The 19504-nt window shown below is 71.4% G+C and carries 15 protein-coding genes; 11 read left to right on the forward strand and 4 right to left on the reverse strand.

Annotated features, from left to right (window positions below):
- Positions 1 to 46 precede the first annotated feature (46 nt).
- Complete coding sequence (locus FV233_RS06595) at positions 47 to 454, forward strand: hypothetical protein (RefSeq protein WP_147854873.1); 408 nt, start codon at positions 47 to 49, stop codon at positions 452 to 454.
- Between the two features lie 15 nt (positions 455 to 469).
- Here the strand turns inward: FV233_RS06595 and FV233_RS06600 are convergent, their stop codons facing one another.
- Positions 470 to 2317 carry a cation:proton antiporter gene (locus tag FV233_RS06600; protein WP_147854874.1) on the reverse strand — a complete coding sequence of 616 codons (1848 nt, stop codon included), beginning with the start codon at positions 2315 to 2317 and terminating at the stop codon, positions 470 to 472.
- 319 nt (positions 2318 to 2636) lie between these two features.
- Between FV233_RS06600 and FV233_RS06605 the strand changes: the two genes are divergently transcribed.
- The 3 genes from FV233_RS06605 to FV233_RS06615 all read left to right on the forward strand — a co-directional run bounded on the left by FV233_RS06605 (position 2637) and on the right by FV233_RS06615 (position 5466).
- On the forward strand, positions 2637 to 3899 hold the full coding sequence (locus FV233_RS06605) for an ATPase (protein WP_147854875.1): 1263 nt from the start codon (positions 2637 to 2639) through the stop codon (positions 3897 to 3899).
- Positions 3896 to 4543 carry a hypothetical protein gene (locus tag FV233_RS06610; protein WP_147896990.1) on the forward strand — a complete coding sequence of 216 codons (648 nt, stop codon included), beginning with the start codon at positions 3896 to 3898 and terminating at the stop codon, positions 4541 to 4543. The genes FV233_RS06605 and FV233_RS06610 overlap by 4 nt, the downstream gene beginning before the upstream one ends.
- Before the next feature lie 71 nt (positions 4544 to 4614).
- Entirely contained in the window at positions 4615 to 5466 is an 852-nt protein-coding gene (locus tag FV233_RS06615; RefSeq protein ID WP_147854877.1) for a MoxR family ATPase, read from the forward strand.
- Between the two features lie 3 nt (positions 5467 to 5469).
- Here the strand turns inward: FV233_RS06615 and FV233_RS06620 are convergent, their stop codons facing one another.
- Positions 5470 to 6399, reverse strand: a complete 930-nt coding sequence (locus FV233_RS06620) for a class I fructose-bisphosphate aldolase (RefSeq protein WP_147896991.1) — start codon at positions 6397 to 6399, stop codon at positions 5470 to 5472.
- A 173-nt stretch (positions 6400 to 6572) separates the two neighbouring features.
- Here FV233_RS06620 and FV233_RS06625 point away from each other — a divergent pair, with 173 nt between their 5' ends.
- Positions 6573 to 7097 (forward strand): histidine phosphatase family protein, encoded by a 525-nt coding sequence (locus tag FV233_RS06625; protein ID WP_147896992.1) that lies wholly within the window; start codon positions 6573 to 6575, stop codon positions 7095 to 7097.
- A 160-nt stretch (positions 7098 to 7257) separates the two neighbouring features.
- Here FV233_RS06625 and FV233_RS06630 read toward each other — a convergent pair whose 3' ends face one another.
- Positions 7258 to 8289: an alpha/beta hydrolase gene (locus tag FV233_RS06630; protein ID WP_147896993.1), complete on the reverse strand. Its 1032-nt coding sequence runs from the start codon at positions 8287 to 8289 to the stop codon at positions 7258 to 7260.
- A 206-nt stretch (positions 8290 to 8495) separates the two neighbouring features.
- Here FV233_RS06630 and FV233_RS06635 point away from each other — a divergent pair, with 206 nt between their 5' ends.
- Together FV233_RS06635 and FV233_RS06640 are read left to right on the forward strand one after the other, a co-directional pair.
- On the forward strand, positions 8496 to 8978 hold the full coding sequence (locus FV233_RS06635; protein WP_147855909.1) for an Hsp20 family protein: 483 nt from the start codon (positions 8496 to 8498) through the stop codon (positions 8976 to 8978).
- Positions 8979 to 9129: 151 nt separating this feature from the next.
- Positions 9130 to 10122, forward strand: coding sequence for a GNAT family N-acyltransferase (locus FV233_RS06640; RefSeq protein ID WP_147855908.1), 993 nt, complete (start codon positions 9130 to 9132; stop codon positions 10120 to 10122).
- A 150-nt stretch (positions 10123 to 10272) separates the two neighbouring features.
- On the opposite strand, the gene FV233_RS06645 is transcribed toward FV233_RS06640, so the two are convergent.
- On the reverse strand, positions 10273 to 10722 hold the full coding sequence (locus tag FV233_RS06645; RefSeq protein WP_147896994.1) for an RNA polymerase subunit sigma-70: 450 nt from the start codon (positions 10720 to 10722) through the stop codon (positions 10273 to 10275).
- A 220-nt stretch (positions 10723 to 10942) separates the two neighbouring features.
- Here FV233_RS06645 and FV233_RS06650 point away from each other — a divergent pair, with 220 nt between their 5' ends.
- The 4 genes from FV233_RS06650 to FV233_RS06665 all read left to right on the forward strand — a co-directional run bounded on the left by FV233_RS06650 (position 10943) and on the right by FV233_RS06665 (position 19424).
- Positions 10943 to 11803 carry a Kdo hydroxylase family protein gene (locus FV233_RS06650; protein ID WP_147855906.1) on the forward strand — a complete coding sequence of 287 codons (861 nt, stop codon included), beginning with the start codon at positions 10943 to 10945 and terminating at the stop codon, positions 11801 to 11803.
- An 18-nt stretch (positions 11804 to 11821) separates the two neighbouring features.
- Positions 11822 to 12121 (forward strand): antibiotic biosynthesis monooxygenase family protein, encoded by a 300-nt coding sequence (locus FV233_RS06655; protein WP_007568328.1) that lies wholly within the window; start codon positions 11822 to 11824, stop codon positions 12119 to 12121.
- A gap of 692 nt (positions 12122 to 12813) precedes the next feature.
- Positions 12814 to 18099: an alpha-2-macroglobulin gene (locus FV233_RS06660; RefSeq protein WP_147896995.1), complete on the forward strand. Its 5286-nt coding sequence runs from the start codon at positions 12814 to 12816 to the stop codon at positions 18097 to 18099.
- A 200-nt stretch (positions 18100 to 18299) separates the two neighbouring features.
- Positions 18300 to 19424, forward strand: coding sequence for a mechanosensitive ion channel family protein (locus tag FV233_RS06665; RefSeq protein ID WP_147896996.1), 1125 nt, complete (start codon positions 18300 to 18302; stop codon positions 19422 to 19424).
- Positions 19425 to 19504 lie beyond the last annotated feature (80 nt).

Genomic DNA, 19504 nt, shown 5'->3' on the forward strand with positions numbered 1-19504 from the left:
AGCCGCGAGGACGCGTGCCGCACCAACCGAAGCGAGGAGACCAGCAATGGCGGTCATCCTGCGGAATCTGACGGATTTCAAGCGGTTTCTCGGGAAGCCGGGCGCGACGATTCAATTGGTGCGCAACACCTTCATGGATCGCCAGCCCGAGACGACCCGTGAGGCCTACCGCGCCAAGGGCATGTACGCGCCGCGCGCCGTGCAAGCCCTGTCGCGCAAGGCCGCGGTGTTCACCCTGCGGGGGTTCCCCGGGACCGTGTGGCTGTACTGGGACAAGGGAGCACGCGGCTGGCGCTTCGCGGGGGACACCGTGACGGTCCCCTTGGTCACCGGCCTCGGACCGGCGGACGAGATCGTCTACCGGTGCAGCTTCGCCGACGGGTTCGAGCCGGCGCCGCGCAACCGCGTGACGCGTCAGCCCAAGCACGCCGAGGCGCATCTCGCCTCGGCGTGATGAGCCGAACCCGGCTCACGCCTCCTGGCGCCCGGCCTCCTGACGCGGCGCCGCCTCCTTCTTGGCCGGCGGCTTCCCGAGGGCCTTCCCGACGGTGCGCCGGGCACGGAAGATCGGCTTGGCCTCGTTCTCGCGCTTCTTGAGCAGCGCGCGGTACTCGTCCCGCCGCTCGTGGATCGACGCGATGACGAGCCCCATCGGCACGCCGACATCGACTAAGACGGCCTCCGACAATTGCAGGGACGCCTCGATGGTCTCCGGCACGGCGTCGTCGACGCCCAGTTCGTAGAGTGCCGAGGCGTGCCGGGCGTCGCGGGCGCGGGCGACGATCGTCAGGTCCGGTCGCTCCGCCCGGGCCGCCGCCACCGCCTGCTCGACCGCCCGCGGGTTGTCGAGGGTGACCACCAGGGCGCGCGCCGTCGCGATGTCGCAGCGGCGCAGGATCTCGGTGTTGCCCGAATCCCCGAAATAGACCGGCGCGCCGGCGCGGCGCTGTTCGGCGACCCGGGCCGCGTCGGAGTCGAGGGCGAGGTAGGGGATCCCGTGCCGGTCCAGCATCTCGGCGACCTGGCGGCCGACGCGGCCGAAGCCCGCGATCACCACCCGGTTCTCCACCCGCTCCGGCAGCGGCTCCGCCTTCATGGCGGCCTGGGCGGCGCTGGCCGCACCACGGCTCAGCCTGCGGCCCAGGGCCGCCAGCGCCGGGATCATGATCATCGTGACCGTGGTCACGATCAATGCGGCGGCGCCGACATCCTCCGGCACCAGCCCGGTGGCGGCCGCGCCCCCGATCAGCACGAAGGCGAATTCGCCGCCCGGCCCGAGCAGCAACGCCGCCTCCAGGGCCACCGGGCGCGAGATCTTGAGGGCGGGGGCGGCCATCATCACCACGGCGGCCTTGATCAGCACCAGCGCCAGCGACAGGCCGAGGATCGCCCCCGGCGCCGCCATGAGCTGCGCGGGATCCAAGTTCATGCCGACGGAGACGAAGAACACGCCGAGCAGCAGGCCCTTGAACGGGTCGATGGTCGCCTCGATCGCCCGGCGGTACTCGGTCTCGGCCAGCAGCAGCCCGGCCACGAAGGCGCCCAGCGTCATCGACAGGCCGCTCGCCGCAGCCGTCAGCGCGGTGCCGACGATGACCAGCAGGCAGGCCGCCATGAACAGCTCGGTCGAGCGCGTCCGCGCCACCAGCTGGAACAGCGGGCGCAGGGCGAGGCGGCCGGCGACCACGATCAGCACCAGCGCGATGGCGGCCTGGCCCAGCGCCATGGCCAGCGCCCAGCCCTTGTCGCCCTCGTCGCCGCGGCCCAGCACCGCGATCGCGAACAGCACGGGAGCGACAGCGAGGTCCTGGAACAGCAGGACCGCGAAGCTGGCGCGGCCGGAGGGCGCGTTGAGCCGCTTCTGCTCGGCCAGGACCGGCAGCACCACCGCGGTGGACGACAGGGCCAGCCCGATGCCGACGATCACGGCGCCCGCGAGCGGCACCTGCAGCCCGTACAGGATCGCCCCGAGGATCAGCGTCGAGCAGCCGACCTGCAGCGAGCCGAGGCCGAACACGAGCCGCCGCAGGGTGCGCAGCCGCTCCCACGACAGCTCGACCCCGATCATGAACATCAGGAAGATCACCCCGAACTCGGCCAGGTGCGAGATCTCGGTGCGGTTGCCGATGGTGAAGAGGTGGACGTAGGGATGGGTGTCGGCGAGCCGACCGAGCCCGAAGGGTCCGAGCAGGGCGCCGGCGCCGATGAAGCCGAGCACCGGGGAGATCCGCAAACGGTGGAACAACGGCACCACGATACCCGCGGTGACGAGGAACAGGATCGCTTCCTTGTAGGAGCCGGCGTGGACTTCAGGCATCGGCGGCGGATCGAACCTCCTGTTTCCGACCGGTGCGGAGGCCGATCACGGATGCGCGATCATGGGTCGGCCCCGTGCATCGGGCAACCGCTTTCGGCCAAGGCAAGGCCGGCGAGGTGCGCTCGGACACAAGCCGGATACACGGTTCGGGTGAGACATTTGAGCCACCCGGATGCGGCTTGCCGGCGATCCACCGGCGAATTGCGTGCAGGGCGGCCCAAAATCGGCACAATGCCCGCATACACGCGGCGGTTAACTGGGCGTTAAGTTCGGCCAGGACCGCGCCCGTGCTGTAACACGGCGCCTGCGACTGGACCCGATGGATGTGACGAGGCCGATGATCTCCATCAAGTCGATATTCTCCGGTCCGACGGCCCCCCCGAGTCGCGATCTCCAGCGCGAGCGCCGCGAATGGAGGCTCGAGTCGGACAGGTGGGTGCACCAGCGCCACGTCGATCGCGGCTATCGCATCAAGTGGGGCTACGTGGCGATCGCGTACCTCGTCGAGTTCATGGTGATCGGCGCCTCGCTCTGGGGCGCGTGGCTGTTCGCGGGCGTCTACAGCGACGGCGACTGGCACGCCTTCTACTTTATGCTGCTGGCGCCCCTGGTCTACGCCGCCGTGGAGCTGTGCCGGGTGCCGCTCGGCATCCTGGCCCGCACCCAGCGCTCGCATTTCGTGCGCGGGCTGGCGGTGCTCGGCATCATCTTCGCGGCCGGCGTCACCACCAAGTCGGTGTCGCAGCTCGGCGAGATGATGTTCCATCCCCGCTTGATGGAGGCCGCCCGGACCAAGACCGCCCTCAAGGACGCCCAGGCCGACCGCGCCACGATCGGCGACCGGATCAAGGCGGCGGACGAGCGCGTGGCGCAGTACACGACCGAGCTCGACCAGATCGAGAAGCGGTCCTCCGACAACGCCCAGCAGCTCGCCGGCCTGCCGGCCCAGCGCTGCGAGCGGGTGTTCGGCACCAACAGCAAGGGCCGGAAGTACCAGAACCTGAAATGCGTGGCCGACCCGCGCGTGGCCGCCCTGTCGGCGGGCGTGACCAAGGCGTCGGCCGACCGCGCCGTGCTGATCAAGGAGCTGGAGGAGGCCCGCAAGGCGCGCGCGACCCTCGACCCCGGCGCCGCCGACCGGCGCGTGGCCGATGCCGAGCAGGGCTACCGCAACGCGGTCAACCGCTCGCAGCTCCACTCCTTCACCGCGATGGTCTACGGCGTCGATCCGATCGACGTGACCGAGCAACAGGTACACGCCTTCCTGCGGATCTTCGTGTTCCTGCCCGCCGTCTGCGCCGCCTTCGCGTCGACCATCCTGGCGCTCTGCGCGGTCTCGACCCGCCGGACCTTCATGGATGAGGACGACCTCGGCGCCGCCGTGAACCCGGAGGCCGCGCCCTACATGCTGGACGCGATCGCCGACGCGCTGCGCTCGAACCCCGAGCCGATCCTGCCCCGGGCGGCCAACGCCACCGGCGCGGTGATCCCGATGAACCGCCCGGCCCAGGGCCAGCAGAGTCTGCCCGGCCAGAACCTTCCGGGCCAGCAGACCCTCCCAGCCGCGGGAGCCGGCGCATGAACTACGTCGCCGGCGGCACCCCTGAGAACGTCGCCCTCGCCCAGCAGGTGAACTCCCGCCTCCGAGCGGATTCGAGCTACGTGGCCGCGCGGGCCTTCCTGTTCCGCGCGCTGGGCTTCGGCGCCTTCGCGTGCCTGGCCGGCATCGGCGTCGGGGCGGCGGCCTATGGCTGGGCCACCCTCAACCAATTCGACACGGCCGCCGAGAAGATCGCCGCGGCCATGCAGACCGCGCTTTCGGACGTGACCCTGAAGACCAAGGGCGAGGTCACGCTGACCGACAACACGCTCAAGCTCGAAGGTCTTCCCAAGATGGGCGGCGGCGGCACGCCGACGCCCACCAAGGCGCAGCTCGGCAGCGACGCCGCCCCCGCCTCGAAGGCGGCGGTGAACACCACCTTCACGGTGTTCAAGCAGGTACCCTATCTCGACGGCCAGATCGTCACCGGCTGGAACTTCAAGGACAATTCCGACCAGCCCTATCAGCAGTACTGCTACTTCTCCCGCCGCTCCAACGAGTCGAAGGGTCAGGTCGAGATCAAGATCGACCTCGCCATGGACACCAAGACCCTGCCGCAGCCGCAGAAATCCGACGTGAACCTGGAGATCCTGGCCCGGAACTGCGTCTGGCACGAGAAGGGTTAGCCGGTCTCGCTTGCGGGGCGACGTCGGCACGCGCTACCGGTTGCCTCCAGGCCAGCTTCTCCGAGAGCGCGATGCGATTTTCCGGAACCGAGACCTACGTCGCGACACCCGACCTGACCGCCGCGGTCAACGCTGCCGTGGTCCTGGAGCGCCCGCTCCTGGTCAAGGGCGAGCCCGGCACCGGCAAGACCGTGCTAGCCGAGGAGATCGCCCGGGGCCTGGGCGCGCCGCTCATCGTCTGGAACATCAAGTCGACCACCAAGGCCCAGCAGGGCCTCTACGAGTACGACGCCGTCTCGCGGCTGCGGGACTCGCAGCTGGGCGACCCGCGCGTCTCGGACATCGGCAACTACATCCGCCGGGGCAAGCTCTGGGAGGCATTCACCGCGCCCGAGCGGCCGGTGCTGCTGATCGACGAGATCGACAAGGCCGACATCGAGTTCCCCAACGACCTCCTGACCGAACTCGACCGGATGGAGTTCCACGTCTACGAGACCGGCGAGACCGTGAAGGCCGTGCGCCGGCCGATCATGATCATCACGTCGAACAACGAGAAGGAGCTGCCGGACGCGTTCCTGCGCCGCTGCTTCTTCCACTACATCAAGTTCCCGGACGCCGAGACGCTGATGCGCATCGTCGACGTCCACTATCCGGGCATCAAGCACCGCCTGGTCGAGGAGGCCCTGCGGGTCTTTCTCGAGACCCGCGAGGTGCCGGGCCTGAAGAAAAAACCCTCGACCTCGGAGCTGCTGGACTGGCTCAAGCTGCTCGTCTCCGAGGATATTTCGCCCGAGACCCTGCGCGAGCGCGACGGCCGCAAGCTGATTCCGCCGCTGCACGGCGCGTTGCTGAAGAACGAGCAGGATGTCAGCCTGTTCGAGAAGCTCGCCTTCATGATGCGCCGGGAGCAGCGCGGCGGCTGAGCCTCAGCCTGCCTTGCCGGCATAGATGTCGGTGATCCGCCCCAGAAGCGTCAGGGCATCCGTCCTCGCGCGCTGGAAGGCATTGCGGCCGACGATGGAACCGAAGCCGCCGCCCGCCTGGATGGCCCGGATCTCGTCGAGGAACGTGTCGTCTTCGGCCTGGGCGCCGCCCGAGAAGATCACGATCCGCCGCCCGTTGAAGGCGCATTGCACCACGTGGCGGACCCGCTCGGCCGCGGTGCCGATCGGAATGCCGGTCGACTCGTAAACCTTCTTCGCCGCCGGCTGCTCGATATGGGCGGTGGGCAGCTTGACCTTGATGATGTGGGCCCCGAGCTGCGCGGCGATCTGCGCCGCGTAGCCGATCACGTCGATGGCGGTCTCGCCGTCCTTCGACAGCGCCGAGCCCCTTGCATAGGACCACATCACCACGGCGAGCCCGGCTCTCTTGGCCTCCTCGGCGATCGCGCGGATCTGGCCGTACATGGCGTTGCGGTGGGCCGAGCCCGGATAGATCGTGAAGCCGATGGCGCAAGCGCCGAGCCGCAGCGCGTCCGCCACGGAGCCGGTGATCGCCTGCTCGGGATCCTCCTCGTCGGCGAGGAGGTCGTGGTCGTTGAGCTTGAGGATCAGCGGGATCCGTCCGGCATAGTCCCGGGCGCCCGCCTCGAGGAAGCCGAGCGGCGCGGCGTAGGCGTTGCAGCCCGCCGCCAGGGCCAGCTCGAAATGGTAGTGCGGATCGTAGGCCGGCGGGTTCGGGCCGAAGCTGCGGGCCGGGCCGTGCTCGAAGCCCTGATCCACCGGCAGGATCAGCATCTTGCCGGTGCCGCCGAGCCGGCCGTGCTCCAGCATCCGGGCGAGGTTGGTGAGCGTGCCGGGGCTGTCGGCCCCATACCAGGACAGGATCTCCGAAACGCGGGGCGAGCGATCCATGGCGCGACCTCCTTCGACAGAGACCGCCACCCCGTGCGCGTCCCGCATCGGCGGCCCAGCTTTTCGAACCGGGCAGGACCGCCGAGGTTCCCGGGGGCCGCGCTTTGCGCTAACCGGGCCCCGGCGCGCGTTCGGCGCGCTTCGGTCATTCCATCCCGAGAAGGGCCCGCTCCATGCGCAGGCTGATCCTGTTGCGGCACGCCAAGTCGGACCGTCCGGCGGGCGTCGCCGACCACGAACGGCCGCTCAACGACCGCGGCCGCCGGGCCGGGCCGGCAGTCGGCGGCCACATCGCCCAGGAGGGCCTCCGGCCGGACCTGGCCCTCGTCTCGACGGCGACCCGCACCCGCGAGACCTGGGATGCGGTCTCGGCCGCCCTCGGCGCGCCCGAGACGCGGTATCACCGCGAGATCTACGAAGCGCCGGCCGAGCGGATTCTAGGGCTGATCCGGGGGGCGCCGGACAGCGCGGAAACCGTGATCGTCGTCGGCCACAATCCCGGCCTGGGCGACCTCGCCGCGACCCTGGCCGGGGAGGGGCCACGCAAGGAACGCACGCGCCTCGCCACGGAATTCCCGACCGCCGCCTACGCGGTGATCGCGTTCGACGCCGCGGCCTGGTCGGCGATCGCCCCGGGGCAGGGGCGGCTGGAGAGGTTCGTGCGACCGCGGGACATCGACCCTGCGTTGGGAGGCTGAGGCCCACCCTCGGTCCGCTCCGCAAAAGTCCCGGTTTCAAAAGGTATTGGACCTTTTGCGGGTCCAGGGCAGAGCCCTGGCGCATCGGGGCTCCGCCCCGATACCCCGCCAAAGGGCTGAGCCCTTTGGGATCCCGCTATGACGGGAAGGCCGCAACCGCTCAGGCCACTGGCACAGCCTGGTGCGCCTCCACCTCATTGTGCGAGGGCAGGGGCGAGCCCGGCACGAAGGCGTCGAAGGCCGCCCAGAAATCCTGCCGGATGGCGTCGCGCTCGCTCAGGATCTCGTGCCGGGAATCCGGCAGGACCAGGATGTGGCCGGCCTTCAGCCGCGCCGCGAACCGCTCGGTGTCCAGGGTCCCGCAGACCGGGTCGGCGCCGGCCGCGACGATCAGGGTCGGCAGGGTGATGCGCGGGGCGGCGCGCGGGTCGCGCAAGCGCGCCATCGCCCGGAAGGCCTCCGCGAGCCACGCGATCGTCGGGTCCCCGACCGCGCCCGCGCCGACCTGCCGGGCCGCCGCCGCGTTGCGGGCGTAGCGCGCGGGATCCCGCGACAGCCGGTTGCCGGCATAGGGCTTGGTGGCGATCGAGACCGGCTTGCCCAGCGGGATGTAGCGATCGCCCAGCCCGATCCGGTGCAGGGCCCGCGACAGGAACGCCGCCCCGGCGGGCCAGCGCACCATCCGGACCGACAGCATCGGCGCCACCGTCACCAGGCGCCGGAACGGCAGCCAGCCGTCGAGCGCTCCGATCAGGGCGACGCAGCCGCCCATCGAATGCGCCAGGCCGACATGCGGCTCCGGCATCAGCGGCACCAGCACCGTTTCGGCCACCGCCCGCAGGTCGAGACGGTAATCGTCGAAGCGGCCGACATGGCCCTTGTGCGGGTCGTCGACCCGCCGGTCCGACTCGCCCTGGCCACGCCAGTCGAACGCCACCACGGCGAAGCCCCGCGCCCGCAGGTCGCGGATGGTCTCGTAGTACTTCTCGATGAATTCGGCCCGTCCCTGGAGCAGGCAGACCGTGCCCCGGCAGGTCCGGGTCGTGGCCTGCCAGTAGGCGGCCCGCAGGGTGCAGTCGTCGCGGGTGCCGACCGCGATCAGGGTGCCGCCCGGCGGCACCGGATTGTCCGGCGTGCCGCGCAAGGTCAGGAGCGGCGGCTCCCGTCCGATATCGCCGTCCAACCGTCTCACGGGCCAACCTCAGTCCGTCCGCATGCCGGGTCCGCATGCAAGCGTCACCGTAGCGGAAAAAACTCGCATCCGGGCCCGTCCGGAGGTCTTGAACCCCGTTTTTTGCCCCCCGATATCCCGTCTGTGCCGGCCGTCAGGCGGCACGAAAGACGGGTCCGGCCCATCGGGCGGACCGATTCTGCATGTTGCTCATACGAGGATATGTCATGCGTCAGTTCGATCTCGCTCCCCTGTATCGTTCCACCGTCGGCTTCGACCGACTGTTCTCCGCCCTCGATCAGTTCGCCACCGCCGAGGCGGCGCCGACCTACCCGCCCTACAACATCGAGCGGACCGGCGAAAACGCCTACCGCATCACCGTCGCGGTCGCCGGCTTCACCGAATCCGACCTGTCGATCGAGGTGCGGGAGAATGCGCTGACCCTGAAGGGCGAGCGCAAGGCCGAGCCCAAGGCGGAGTTCCTGCACCAGGGTATCGCGGCCCGCGCCTTCGAGCGCCGGTTCCAGCTCGCCGACCACGTCCAGGTGACCGGGGCGGCTCTGGAGAACGGCCTCCTCCACATCGACCTCGTCCGCGAGGTCCCGGAGGCGAAGAAGCCGCGCCGCATCCAGATCGCCACGGCCGGGACCCCGTCCGCGCCGGTGATCGAGGGTGACGTGCGCAAGGACGCGGTCCCGCAGGCAGCCTGATCCGGTCGCGGCTCGGAACCCGCTACGCTGATGGAGCGCCCCGGCCCCGGCCGGGGCGCTTTCGTGTCGGGGCTGTCATAATGGCGTGTGCGGTTCGTGCTCTCTGTCCATCCCGACGGTGCACGGTCGTGCGCCCGGAGTGAACCCGACCATGGTCGCCAATCTCGCCCGCGGAGCCTACAGCGCGCTCGGAGCCGGCTGGCACAAGGGCGTGCAATGGGGGGTCGGCGCGCCGATCGCGAAGCTGCGTCGGCGCCACGCGCTCGTCCAGGCGGAGCCGGCGGCCATCGCCGACATCCTGTCGGGCGAGCGGGCGATCCGCCTGCCGGAGCCGTTCGAGGGGCGCAGCCTCGGCCGGATCGGCAACCTCGAGGTCCGGCTAGCTTCGAAGAAATCCGAAATCCGGCGCGCGCAGCGCCTCCGGTTCAAGGTGTTCTACGAAGAAATGGCGGCGATCCCGACGGGTCTTTCGGCCTTGTCGCGACGTGACGCCGACGCCTACGACGCGCTCTGCGACCATCTCCTCGTCCTCGACCATGCCGCGCCCCGGCGGAAGAAACCGTTCGTCGAGCACCGGCCCAAGGTGGTCGGCACCTACAGATTGCTGCGCGGCGAGGTGGCCGAGCGCCATGCCGGCTTCTACTCCGAGGGCGAGTACGACCTGGAGCCGATCCTGGCGGCGCAGGGGCACCGGCGCCTGCTGGAACTCGGACGCTCCTGCGTGCTCAAGCCGTACCGCAGCAAGCGCACCGTCGAGCTGCTCTGGCAGGGGATCTACGCCTACGTGCTGCACCACCGGATCGACGCGCTGATCGGCTGCGCCAGCCTGGAGGGGACCGATCCGGACCGGCTGGCCCTGCCGCTGTCGTTCCTGCACCACCACGCCCGCGCACCCGAGGCGTGGCGGGCCCGGGCCCTGCCGGAGCGCGCGGTGTCCATGGACCGGATGCCCCGCGAGGCGGTCGATCCCAAGGCGGCGCTGCAGGCGCTGCCGCCGCTGATCAAGGGCTATCTCCGGCTCGGCGCGACCTTCGGGGAGGGCGCGGTGATCGACCGCCAGTTCGGCACCACCGACGTGTTCGTGGCGCTCCCGGTCGAAGCGATCGGCGCGCGCTACCGGGGGCATTTCGCGCCGACGAACTGAACCCAAAAACTCCTGGATTCAAAAAGGTCTCGGACCTTTTGCGGGTGTAGGGTGGAGCCCTAAGAAGGTCCCGGAGCGGCCTATGGCCTCTGGGCTGCGCGCCCCGAACCCCGCCAAAGGGCTGCAAGCCCTTTGGGATCCCGTTCGTTCCTACAGATCCCCCAAAGCCAGCTGACCCTGGTTGCGCGCCTTGGCGGGCGCTTTGGCGGGGGCAGCCTTGCGCTCCTTGGAACGAGCGGCCAGGGGCGGCTTCTTCGGCTTGGGGTCGCCGCGCATGCGGGCCAGCGCCTTGTCGCGGGCCACGGCCTCGGGGGCATGGGGGTCGTCCGACAGCCACTTGCCGCGCTTGATCACCTCGTTGACCCGGCCCTGATTGACCCCGACCTTGAACGCGATCTCCTGCTGGGTCATGCCCGTGGAGGCGTGCAGGTCGAGAATCGCCCGGGCGAGTTCGGGCGTCATCTTCTGGCCCGTGAGACGGCGGGCCGGCTTGACCGTGCGGGTGGCGCGGTCGCGTTCGCGCAGACGCTCCAGCAGCGCCAGCGCCATGTTCATGCCATGCTCGCGCAGGGCTTCCTCGAATTCCTTCAGGGTCGCCATCGGCGCCATCCTCCGCCGGGCTCGTGGGCCGGTATGCGACGGGAACGTGCCGGGAACGCGGCGGTTGCGCAAGCGCCCGGGGCGGCCCCCCCGGACGGTGCCAGTGGACGGGCGATGTCATCCACCGGAAATGCGGGCCCTAGCCTCCCGCGGGCGGCTCGGCTACAGGATTGCGCCCCGTCATGCCCCCCTTCGGCCCGGCAGATCCAGCCCGCACACGATGATCAGCCCGATCCGCACAGTCGCCCCCGGTGAGACCGCCGACTCCCTGGCCCGGGAGCTGGAAGCCGGGGCGGTGCTGCTGTTCCCGGACCTGCCGTTCCCGTTCAGCGCGTACGAGCGCCGGTTCACCGAGCGCCCCTTCGCGGACGGCAAGGCCAAGAACGTCAACATCCGGGGCGAGGCCGCCGAGTTGCGCGGCGCCGCCGGCACCCCGGAGGAGCAGGAGGCCCTGCGCCAGCTCCTGATCCGCTACCGCGCCTTCGCCCGGGACCTGATCGGCACCTACCTGCCGGATTACGCCGACCGGGTGGCGCTCGCCGGCACCTCCTACCGCCCGTTCGACGTGGACCGGCGCAAGCTGAGCTGGCGGCGCGACGACACCCGGCTGCATGTCGACGCGTTCCCGTCGAACCCGATCGGCGAGAAGCGGATCCTGCGGGTGTTCCGCAACATCAACCCGTCCGGCGAGCCCCGCCGCTGGCGGGTCGGCGAGGATTTCGGGTCGATGGCGGAGAAGTTCCTGCCCCGGCTGCCGCGCTACGCGCCGCTCACGGCGCGGCTGCTCGCGGTCCTTCGGATCACCAAGGCCCGGCGCTCCGAATACGACCACCTGATGCTGCACTTGCACGACGCCCTGAAGCAGGACGAGGCTTACCAGGCCAGCGCCCCCCAGGCCGACGTCGCGTTCCGGCCCGGCGAGACCTGGGTGACCTTCTCCGACCTCGTGATGCACGGGGCGATGGGCGGCCGCTACATGCTGGAGCAGACCGCCTACCTGCCGGTCGCCGCCCAGGCCGATCCCGGCTTGAGCCCGCAGCGCATCCTGGCGGCCAAGCTCGGCCGCCCCCTCCACGCGTAAGGATAAGGATTCGACACCATGATCCTCGAAATCGCACAGATCGAGATCAAGCCCGGGATGGAGGCGGCGTTCGAGGCCGGCATCACCGAGGCCTCGGCAATCTTCAAGGCCGCCAAGGGCTGCCGCGCCTTCGAGGTCCGCCGCTCGATCGAGCACCCGCAGCGCTACCGTCTTATGATCCACTGGGACACGCTGGAGGCCCACACCAAGGACTTCACCGGCTCGCAGCCCTGGCAGGATTACCGCGCCCTGGTCTCGCACTGCTTCGCGGGCCCGGTCTCGGTCGAGCACACCGAGCAGGTGCTCAAGGCGTTCTGATTGTTTGGGATCGTGCGCTGCGCTCAAGGTTGGGGCGCGGGACGATCGACCACCCGTGACCCGGGACACGCGCGGGTTGCCTGTCCCGTGCGGGCTCGGTCGTTCACACGTCGCAGTTGGAATGGTCATCGTTTCAGCGAGCGGAAAGCTCCGTCTCTTTCTTCGAGCGGTGGCTGGATCGATGCCGCCACGGGCGGTCGTCCCGGGCCGCGCAGCGGAGCCCGGGATCGAGAACGATCGCTGTGTGAAGCTCCTGGACGGACAGCGTTTCTGGGTTGGCGCCCCCGGCGGCCCCTTCGGGTCCGGGCTCGCCTGCGGCGCCCCCGGTATGACGGCGCGGGTTATCCGGTATGGGGTATCGATCCTCAGGCAGTGAATTGTCCAAGCTGAGCAACCTGTAGCCCGCAAAGGGATAGTGCGTGCCTGCCTCGTGGAGACCTCTCTTGCGGCCGAGGACCATCCGGAGGGCACTCTGTGCAGCCGCCAGCCCATACGGGCGCGGGGGTGCGTCGCAGCCTGCAAAAGCCCCTCGCGCCTCGATCCTGTCGCGGCCATAGCCCTTCGGAAAGGGACCGCGGAGCGGCTCCCAACACGCACCCAGAGCGTTGCGGCGGGATCGATCGGTGCTAGGCTCCCGGCGGGCCGATCCCGGGACGAATCGTCCGGGATCCGGGGCCGACGAGGGCAGGCGTATGGCGTGGCGGAACCGGCTGGCGGGTGCTCTGGCGCTTCTGGCAGGTCTCGCCTGCGGGCCGGCCCTCGCCCAGACGGCGCCGGCCTCGCGCACCGCGCCCCGTCCGGCTGCAGCCTTCGAGAAGACCTTCGTCCGGACCGATCTCGCCAGCGCCGCCGTGCGGCTCGAGGCTGCGCTCAAGGCCGAGGCCGGAGGCCCGCTCAGGCCGGCCGGCCAGTCCCGGGCCGCGGGACAGGCGCTGCTGGCCGCCGGCAAGCCGGACGAGTCGCTGGTCCCGCTCACCGCCGCGGTCGCGACCGACCCGGCCGACATCCGGAGCTGGCAGGCGTTGTCCCGGGCCGCCGCGGCGGCGGCCGAAGCCCTGGAGGAGAACGATTACCAAGGCCGGGCCCGCCTGCGGGACCGGGCCGCCGCGGCGGCCTACCGGGCCTACGAGCGCGCCGGCTCGCCCGCCGACGCGGCGGCCTCCCTGGCGCAGCTCGGCGCCGTGGAGGCCGGGCAATCCAACTGGCGGCCGGCCCTGAACGCCTACGCGGCCAGCCTGGCCCTCGACGATCTGCCCGCGATGCACCGGACCTACGAGGCCCTGCGGGCCGAGCACGGCTTCCGCATCCTCGACTACAAGGTCGATTCGGATGCCGCCGCGCCACGCCTGTGCTTCACCCTCTCGGAGCCCGTGGTCCCCAAGACCGACTACGCCCCCTACGTGGCGGTCTCGGGCAGCAGCAGCGCCGCCGTGACCGCCGAGAACGCGCAGGTCTGCGTCGACGGGCTGAAGCATGGCGGCCGGTATGCGGTGGTCCTGCGCCAGGGGCTGCCGTCCGCGGTGGGCGAGAGCCTGCTCAAGTCCGCGGATTACGAGATCTACGTCCGCGACCGCGCCCCGCAGGTCCGGTTCACCGGGCGTAACTACGTCCTGCCCCGCACCGGGCAGGCGGGCGTGCCCCTGGTCTCGGTGAACGCCGCCAAGCTCGACGTCGAGGTCCTGCGCATCGGCGACCGCAGCCTGCTGCCGACCCTGCGCTCCGAAGATTTCCTGGGGCAGCTCAGCGGCACGAATGCTGCGACGCTTGCGGCCGAGAAGGGCCAGCGCGTCTGGAAGGGCACCCTCGACACCGCCAAGGCCGAGCTGAACCAGGAGGCCGTGACCGCCTTCCCGGTCCTGCAGGCGGTGGGCAAGCTGGAACCCGGGATCTACGTGATGGTGGCCCGGCCCTCCGGCACGGTCGCCGGGGACGAGGACGGATACGAGACCCAGGCGACCCAGTGGTTCGTGGTCTCGGATCTCGGCCTCACCGCCACCAAGGGGCGGGACGGGGTCAACGTGGTCCTGCGCTCGCTCGCCTCCGCGCAGGTCCTGCCGGGGGCCGAGATCCGGCTGGTCGCCCGCAACAACGAAGTGCTGGGCACCGCCAGGACCGATGCCCAGGGCCGGGCCGTGTTCGGTCCGGGCCTCGCCCGCGGGGAGGGCGGCACCGCGCCGAGCCTCGTGGTCGCCCAGGCTGGGGACGATTACGGCTTCCTCGACCTCAACCTCGGCGCCTTCGACCTGACCGACCGGGGCGTGAAGGGTAGGCCCGAGAGCGGCGGCCTCGACGCCTACCTGTTCACCGAGCGGGGGGTCTACCGCTCGGGCGAGACCGTGCAGATCACCGCCCTGCTCCGCGACCCGAGGGGCGCCGCGGTGCCGAACCTGCCGCTGACCGTGGTGGTGAAGCGCCCGGACGGGGTCGAGTATCGCCGGGTCTCGGTGCCGGACCAGGGGCTCGGCGGCCGGGCGCTGCCGCTGCCGCTGCTGTCGGGGGCCATGCGGGGCACCTGGCGGATCGCCGCCTACAGCGACCCGAAGGCGCCGGCCCTGGGCGAGACCAGCTTCCTGCTGGAGGATTACGTCCCCGAGCGTCTGGAGGTGACTCTCAAGCCGGCGCAGGCTGGCCTGCGCCGGGGCGAGGCCGCGCAGGTCGCCGTGACCGCGCGTTACCTCTACGGCGCCCCGGGCGCCGGGCTCGACGTCTCGGGCAGCGTCGTCGTGCAGCAGGCCGCCTCCGGCTCCGGCATCAAGGGCCTCGAGGGCTACGCCGTCGGCCTCGACGACGAGGCGGTGGAGCCGGTCACCCAGGAGATCTCCGGCGGGGCGACCACGGACGCGCGGGGCCTGGCCACGGTCCCGGTGCCGATCCCGGACCTCGCGGCGCCGCGGCCCCTGGAGGCGAAGATCACCCTCGCGGTCGGCGAGCCCGGCGGGCGGGCGCTGTCGCGGAGCCTCACCCTGCCGATCCTGCCGGCCGCCCCGGTGCTGGCGATCCGGAAGGGCTTCTCCGAGCTGAAAGAGGGCGGACGCGCGACCTTCGCGGTGGTCTTCGCCGCCCCGGACGGCACGCTGCTGGCCCGGCCGGGCGTGACCTGGACGCTCTCGCAGATCGACCAGAGCTACCAATGGTACCGCGCCGGCGGCCGCTGGTCGTTCGAGCCGGTCAAGACCAGCCGCCGCGTCGCCGAGGGCGGCCTCGACCTCGCGGCCGGCGGGTCGGGCCGGATCGAGGCGCCGGTCGGCCTCGGGCGCTACCGGCTGGAGGTCTCGGCCCCGGGTGCCCCGGACGCCACCGCGAGCCTCGGCTTCACCGTCGGCTGGGGCGGCTCGGAGACCGCGGAGGCGCCGGACCTGCTCGACCTCACCCTCGACAAGGCCGCCTACGCGGCCGGCGACACCCTGCGGGCCAAGCTCAGCCCGTCGTTCAAGGGGCAGGCGAGCCTCATGGTGGTCGGCGACCGGGTGCACGAGACCGTCGAGGTCAGCGTCCCGTCGGGCGGCACCACGGTGAGCCTGCCGGTCAAGGCCGAGTGGGGCGCGGGCGCCTACCTGGTGGCCACCGCCTACCGGCCCCTCGACCAGGCGGCCAAGCGGCTGCCGGGGCGGGCGCTCGGGCTCGCCTGGTTCTCGGTGGACCGCGAGCGGCGCAGCCTCGGCGTCGCCGTGAAGGCCCCGGAGCGCACCCGCCCGCGCCAGGACCTGACGATCCCGGTGCAGCTCACCGGTCTGAAGGCCGGCGAGCCGGCGCGGATCACCGTTGCGCTGGTCGATGTCGGCATCCTCAACCTGACCCGCTACGAGGCGCCGAACCCGACCCAGTACTTCCTTGGCCAGAAGGCGCTGGGTCCGGAGTTCCGCGACCTCTACGGCTACCTGATCGACGGCATGCAGGGCTCGGCCGGGGCGATCCGCTCCGGGGGCGACGCGGGGGGCGGCGAGCTCGCCGACGCGCCGCCGACCCAGGCGCCGCTCGCGCTGTTCTCGGGCGTCGTGACCGTGGGGCCGGACGGGGCCGCCAGCGTCACCTTCCCGCTGCCGGCGTTCAACGGCACCGGCCGCGTGATGGTCACCGCCTGGAGCGGCGACCGGGTCGGGCAGACGCAGGCGGACGTGATCATCCGCGACCCCGTGGTGCTCGCCGCCACGCTGCCGCGCTTCCTCGATACCGGCGACCGCTCGCGCCTGTTCATGGCGCTCGACAACGTCGAGGGCCGGGCGGGCGACTACACGGTCGACATCGCCCCGTCCGGCCCGATCCTGATCGGCGCCGGGGCCCTGCGCCAGACGATCCGGCTGGAGGCCGGGGGCAGGGGCCAGGTCGTGGTCCCGATCACCGCCGCGGGCCCGGGCACGGCGCGGCTCGACCTCGCTTTGTCGGGGCCCGGCCTCGACGGCCCTCTCGGCCAGAGCTTCGCGCTCGGCGTGCTGCCGGGGACCGGGGCGCTGCTGCGCCGGTCGGTGCGCAACCTGGCGCCGGGGGCCGGCCTGACGGTGAGCGCCGACCTGCTGGCCGACCTGCTGCCCGGAACCGGCAGCGTCACGCTCTCGGCCTCGGCGCTCCCGGGCCTCGACGTGCCGGCGCTGCTCCAGGCGCTCGACCGCTATCCCTACGGCTGTTCCGAGCAGATCGTCAGCCGGGCGATGCCGCTGCTCTACGTCAACCGCCTGGCCGGGCTCGACAAGCTGGCCCTCGACGCGAACGTCGACGACCGGGTGCGCGAGTCGATCGAGCGGCTGCTCGCCCGCCAGGATGCGAGCGGGGATTTCGGCCTGTGGTCGGCGCAAGGGTCGGGCGACGTCTGGCTCGACGCCTACGTGACCGACTTCCTCACCCGCGCCCGGGAGCGCGGCTTCGCGGTGCCCCAGGGGGCCTTCACCCAGGCGCTGGACCGCCTGCGCAACACCGTCGCGAACGCCACGGAGGTGCGGGACGGCGGCGCCGACCTCGCCTACGCCGCCTACGTGCTGGCCCGCAACGGCCGGCCGGTGATGGGCGACCTGCGCTACCTTGTGGACACCAAGCTCGACGCCTTCGCGACCGGGCTCGGCCGGGCGCAGCTCGCCGCCTCCCTGGCGCTCCTGGGCGACCGGGGTCGTGCCGCCAAGGCGATGGACGCTGCGCTCGCCACGCTGCGAGCCCAGCGGGATACGGGCGTGTACCGGGCCGATTACGGCTCCCGCCTGCGCGACGGGGCCGGCCTGATCGCGCTGGCGGCCGAGAGCGGGCTGACCCAGGTCGCGCTGGCCCCGGTGGCCGCGGTGATCGGCGAGGAATCCCAGGACACGCGGACGACCAGCACGCAGGAGAATGCCTGGCTGGTGCTCGCGGCCGAGGGCCTGTCCAAGGAGGCCGACGCCCTGTCGTTCAGCCTCGACGGCGCGGCGCAGGCCGGGCCGCTCGCCCGGATCTACCGGGGGCCGGCCCTGGACGGGCGCAGCGTCGCGCTGGTCAACACCGGCCGGGCGCCGGTGCAGGTGGTGCTGGGGGTGAACGGCAGCCCGCTGGTGCCCGAGCCCGCTGCCGCCCAGGGCTACAGGATCGAGCGCAGCATCCACCGGCTCGACGGCAGCGTGGTCGATCCGGCCCACGGCCTGCGCCAGAACGACCGGCTCGTGGTGGTGCTCAAGGTGATCGAGGACAAGGCCCAGGCCGGGCGGATCCTGCTGGTCGATCCTCTGCCGGCGGGGCTGGAGATCGACAACCCGAAGCTGCTCGACGCCGACGCCCTCCAGAGCCTCGCCTTCGCCAAGTCGGAGGTGCAGCCGGTCCACACCGAGTTCCGCGACGACCGTTTCGTGGCCGCCTACGACCGCGACCCGAGCCAGTCGGCGTTCTTCACCGTGGCCTACACGGTCCGGGCGGTCTCGCCCGGGACCTACGTGCATCCGGGCGCCTCGGTGGAGGACATGTACCGGCCGGCGCGCTTCGGCCGCACAGCGACCGGCAGCGTGGAGATCGGGGCGGCGCGGTAAGGGGCACGGGATCGGCTCGCCCATCGGGACGGGTCGCCGGCGAACGCGCGCGGCTGCCCGGCCGGGCACCGAAACGCAACCGTCCGGCCGCGTCCTGACCATGCCGCTGCGTTGCAGCGCCGGCATGGTGCGCTGCGGAACCCTGACCGGTGCCGCCCATTCCTCCAGGTCCCGTTCGGAACCCGTGGAGGTCATGCCCGATGCCGGACCTTAATGCCCTGACCGGCCGCGCCGCCTCCGTGCTGGCCTATCTGCCGTGGTGGGCCGAGAGCCTGATCCTGATCGTCACCTGCTGCGCCGTGGTGATGCCGCTGCACGGGGTCGCGTACCGGGCGATGAAGCGGGCGGTGGCGAGCAAGAGCCTGTTCTGGCGCTCCCTGGTCTCGCGCAGCCGCGGACCGAGCCGCCTGGGCCTGATCGTCGTGGCAATCAGCCTCGCCTCGACGACGGTACACCTGTCCTGGGAGGTGCGGATCGCCCTCAACCAGATCCTGCTCGTCGCCTTCGTGACGCTCACCGGCTGGTGCTGCGCCACCGCGCTCCACATCGCCACGGTGATCTACCTACGCCGGTTCAAGCTCGACGCCGAGGACAACCTGCTGGCGCGCAAGCACTTCACCCAGATGCGCATCCTGGAGCGCGCCGCCGTCACCCTGGTCGGCCTGATCACCGTCTCGGTGGCGCTCATGACCTTCGAGCCGGTGCGCCAGTATGGGGTGAGCCTGCTGGCCTCGGCGGGGGCCGCTGGCCTGATCCTGGGGCTTGCCATGCAGCCGGTCCTGTCGAACCTCGTGGCCGGCATCCAGATCGCCATCACCCAGCCGATCCGGATCGAGGACGCGATCATCGTCGAGAACGAATGGGGCTGGGTCGAAGAGATCACCTCCACCTACGTGGTGGTGCGCCTGTGGGACTGGCGGCGCCTGGTGCTGCCGCTCACCTACTTCATCCAGAAGCCGTTCCAGAACTGGACCCGGGACGGCGCCTCGCTGATCGGCAGCGTGTTCCTGCATGTCGACCACCGCGCCCCGGTGGCCCGGATGCGCGAGAAGCTGTCGGAGATCGCCGCCGCCACGCCCCTGTGGGACGGCAAGGTCGTCAACCTCCAAGTCTCGGACGCCAGGGAAACGACCATCGAGGTGCGGATGCTGGTGAGCGCCCGCAATGCGCCCCAGGCCTGGGACCTGCGCTGCGTGATCCGCGAGGCGATGATCACCTGGCTCCAGGCCGAGCACCCCGAGGCCCTGCCGCGGCACCGCACGGAATGGGTCGGCGCCGAGGAGCCCCCCTTGCGCCGGGCGGACGGGCAGCGGATCGCGGCGTGATCCCGGGATTCCAAAGGGCCATGCCCTTTGGCGGGTCGTCAGGGCGGAGCCCGACACCGGGCGAAGCCCGGCAGCAGGGC

Source organism: Methylobacterium sp. WL7, from assembly GCF_008040085.1.
Taxonomy (GTDB): Bacteria; Pseudomonadota; Alphaproteobacteria; order Rhizobiales; family Beijerinckiaceae; genus Methylobacterium; species Methylobacterium mesophilicum.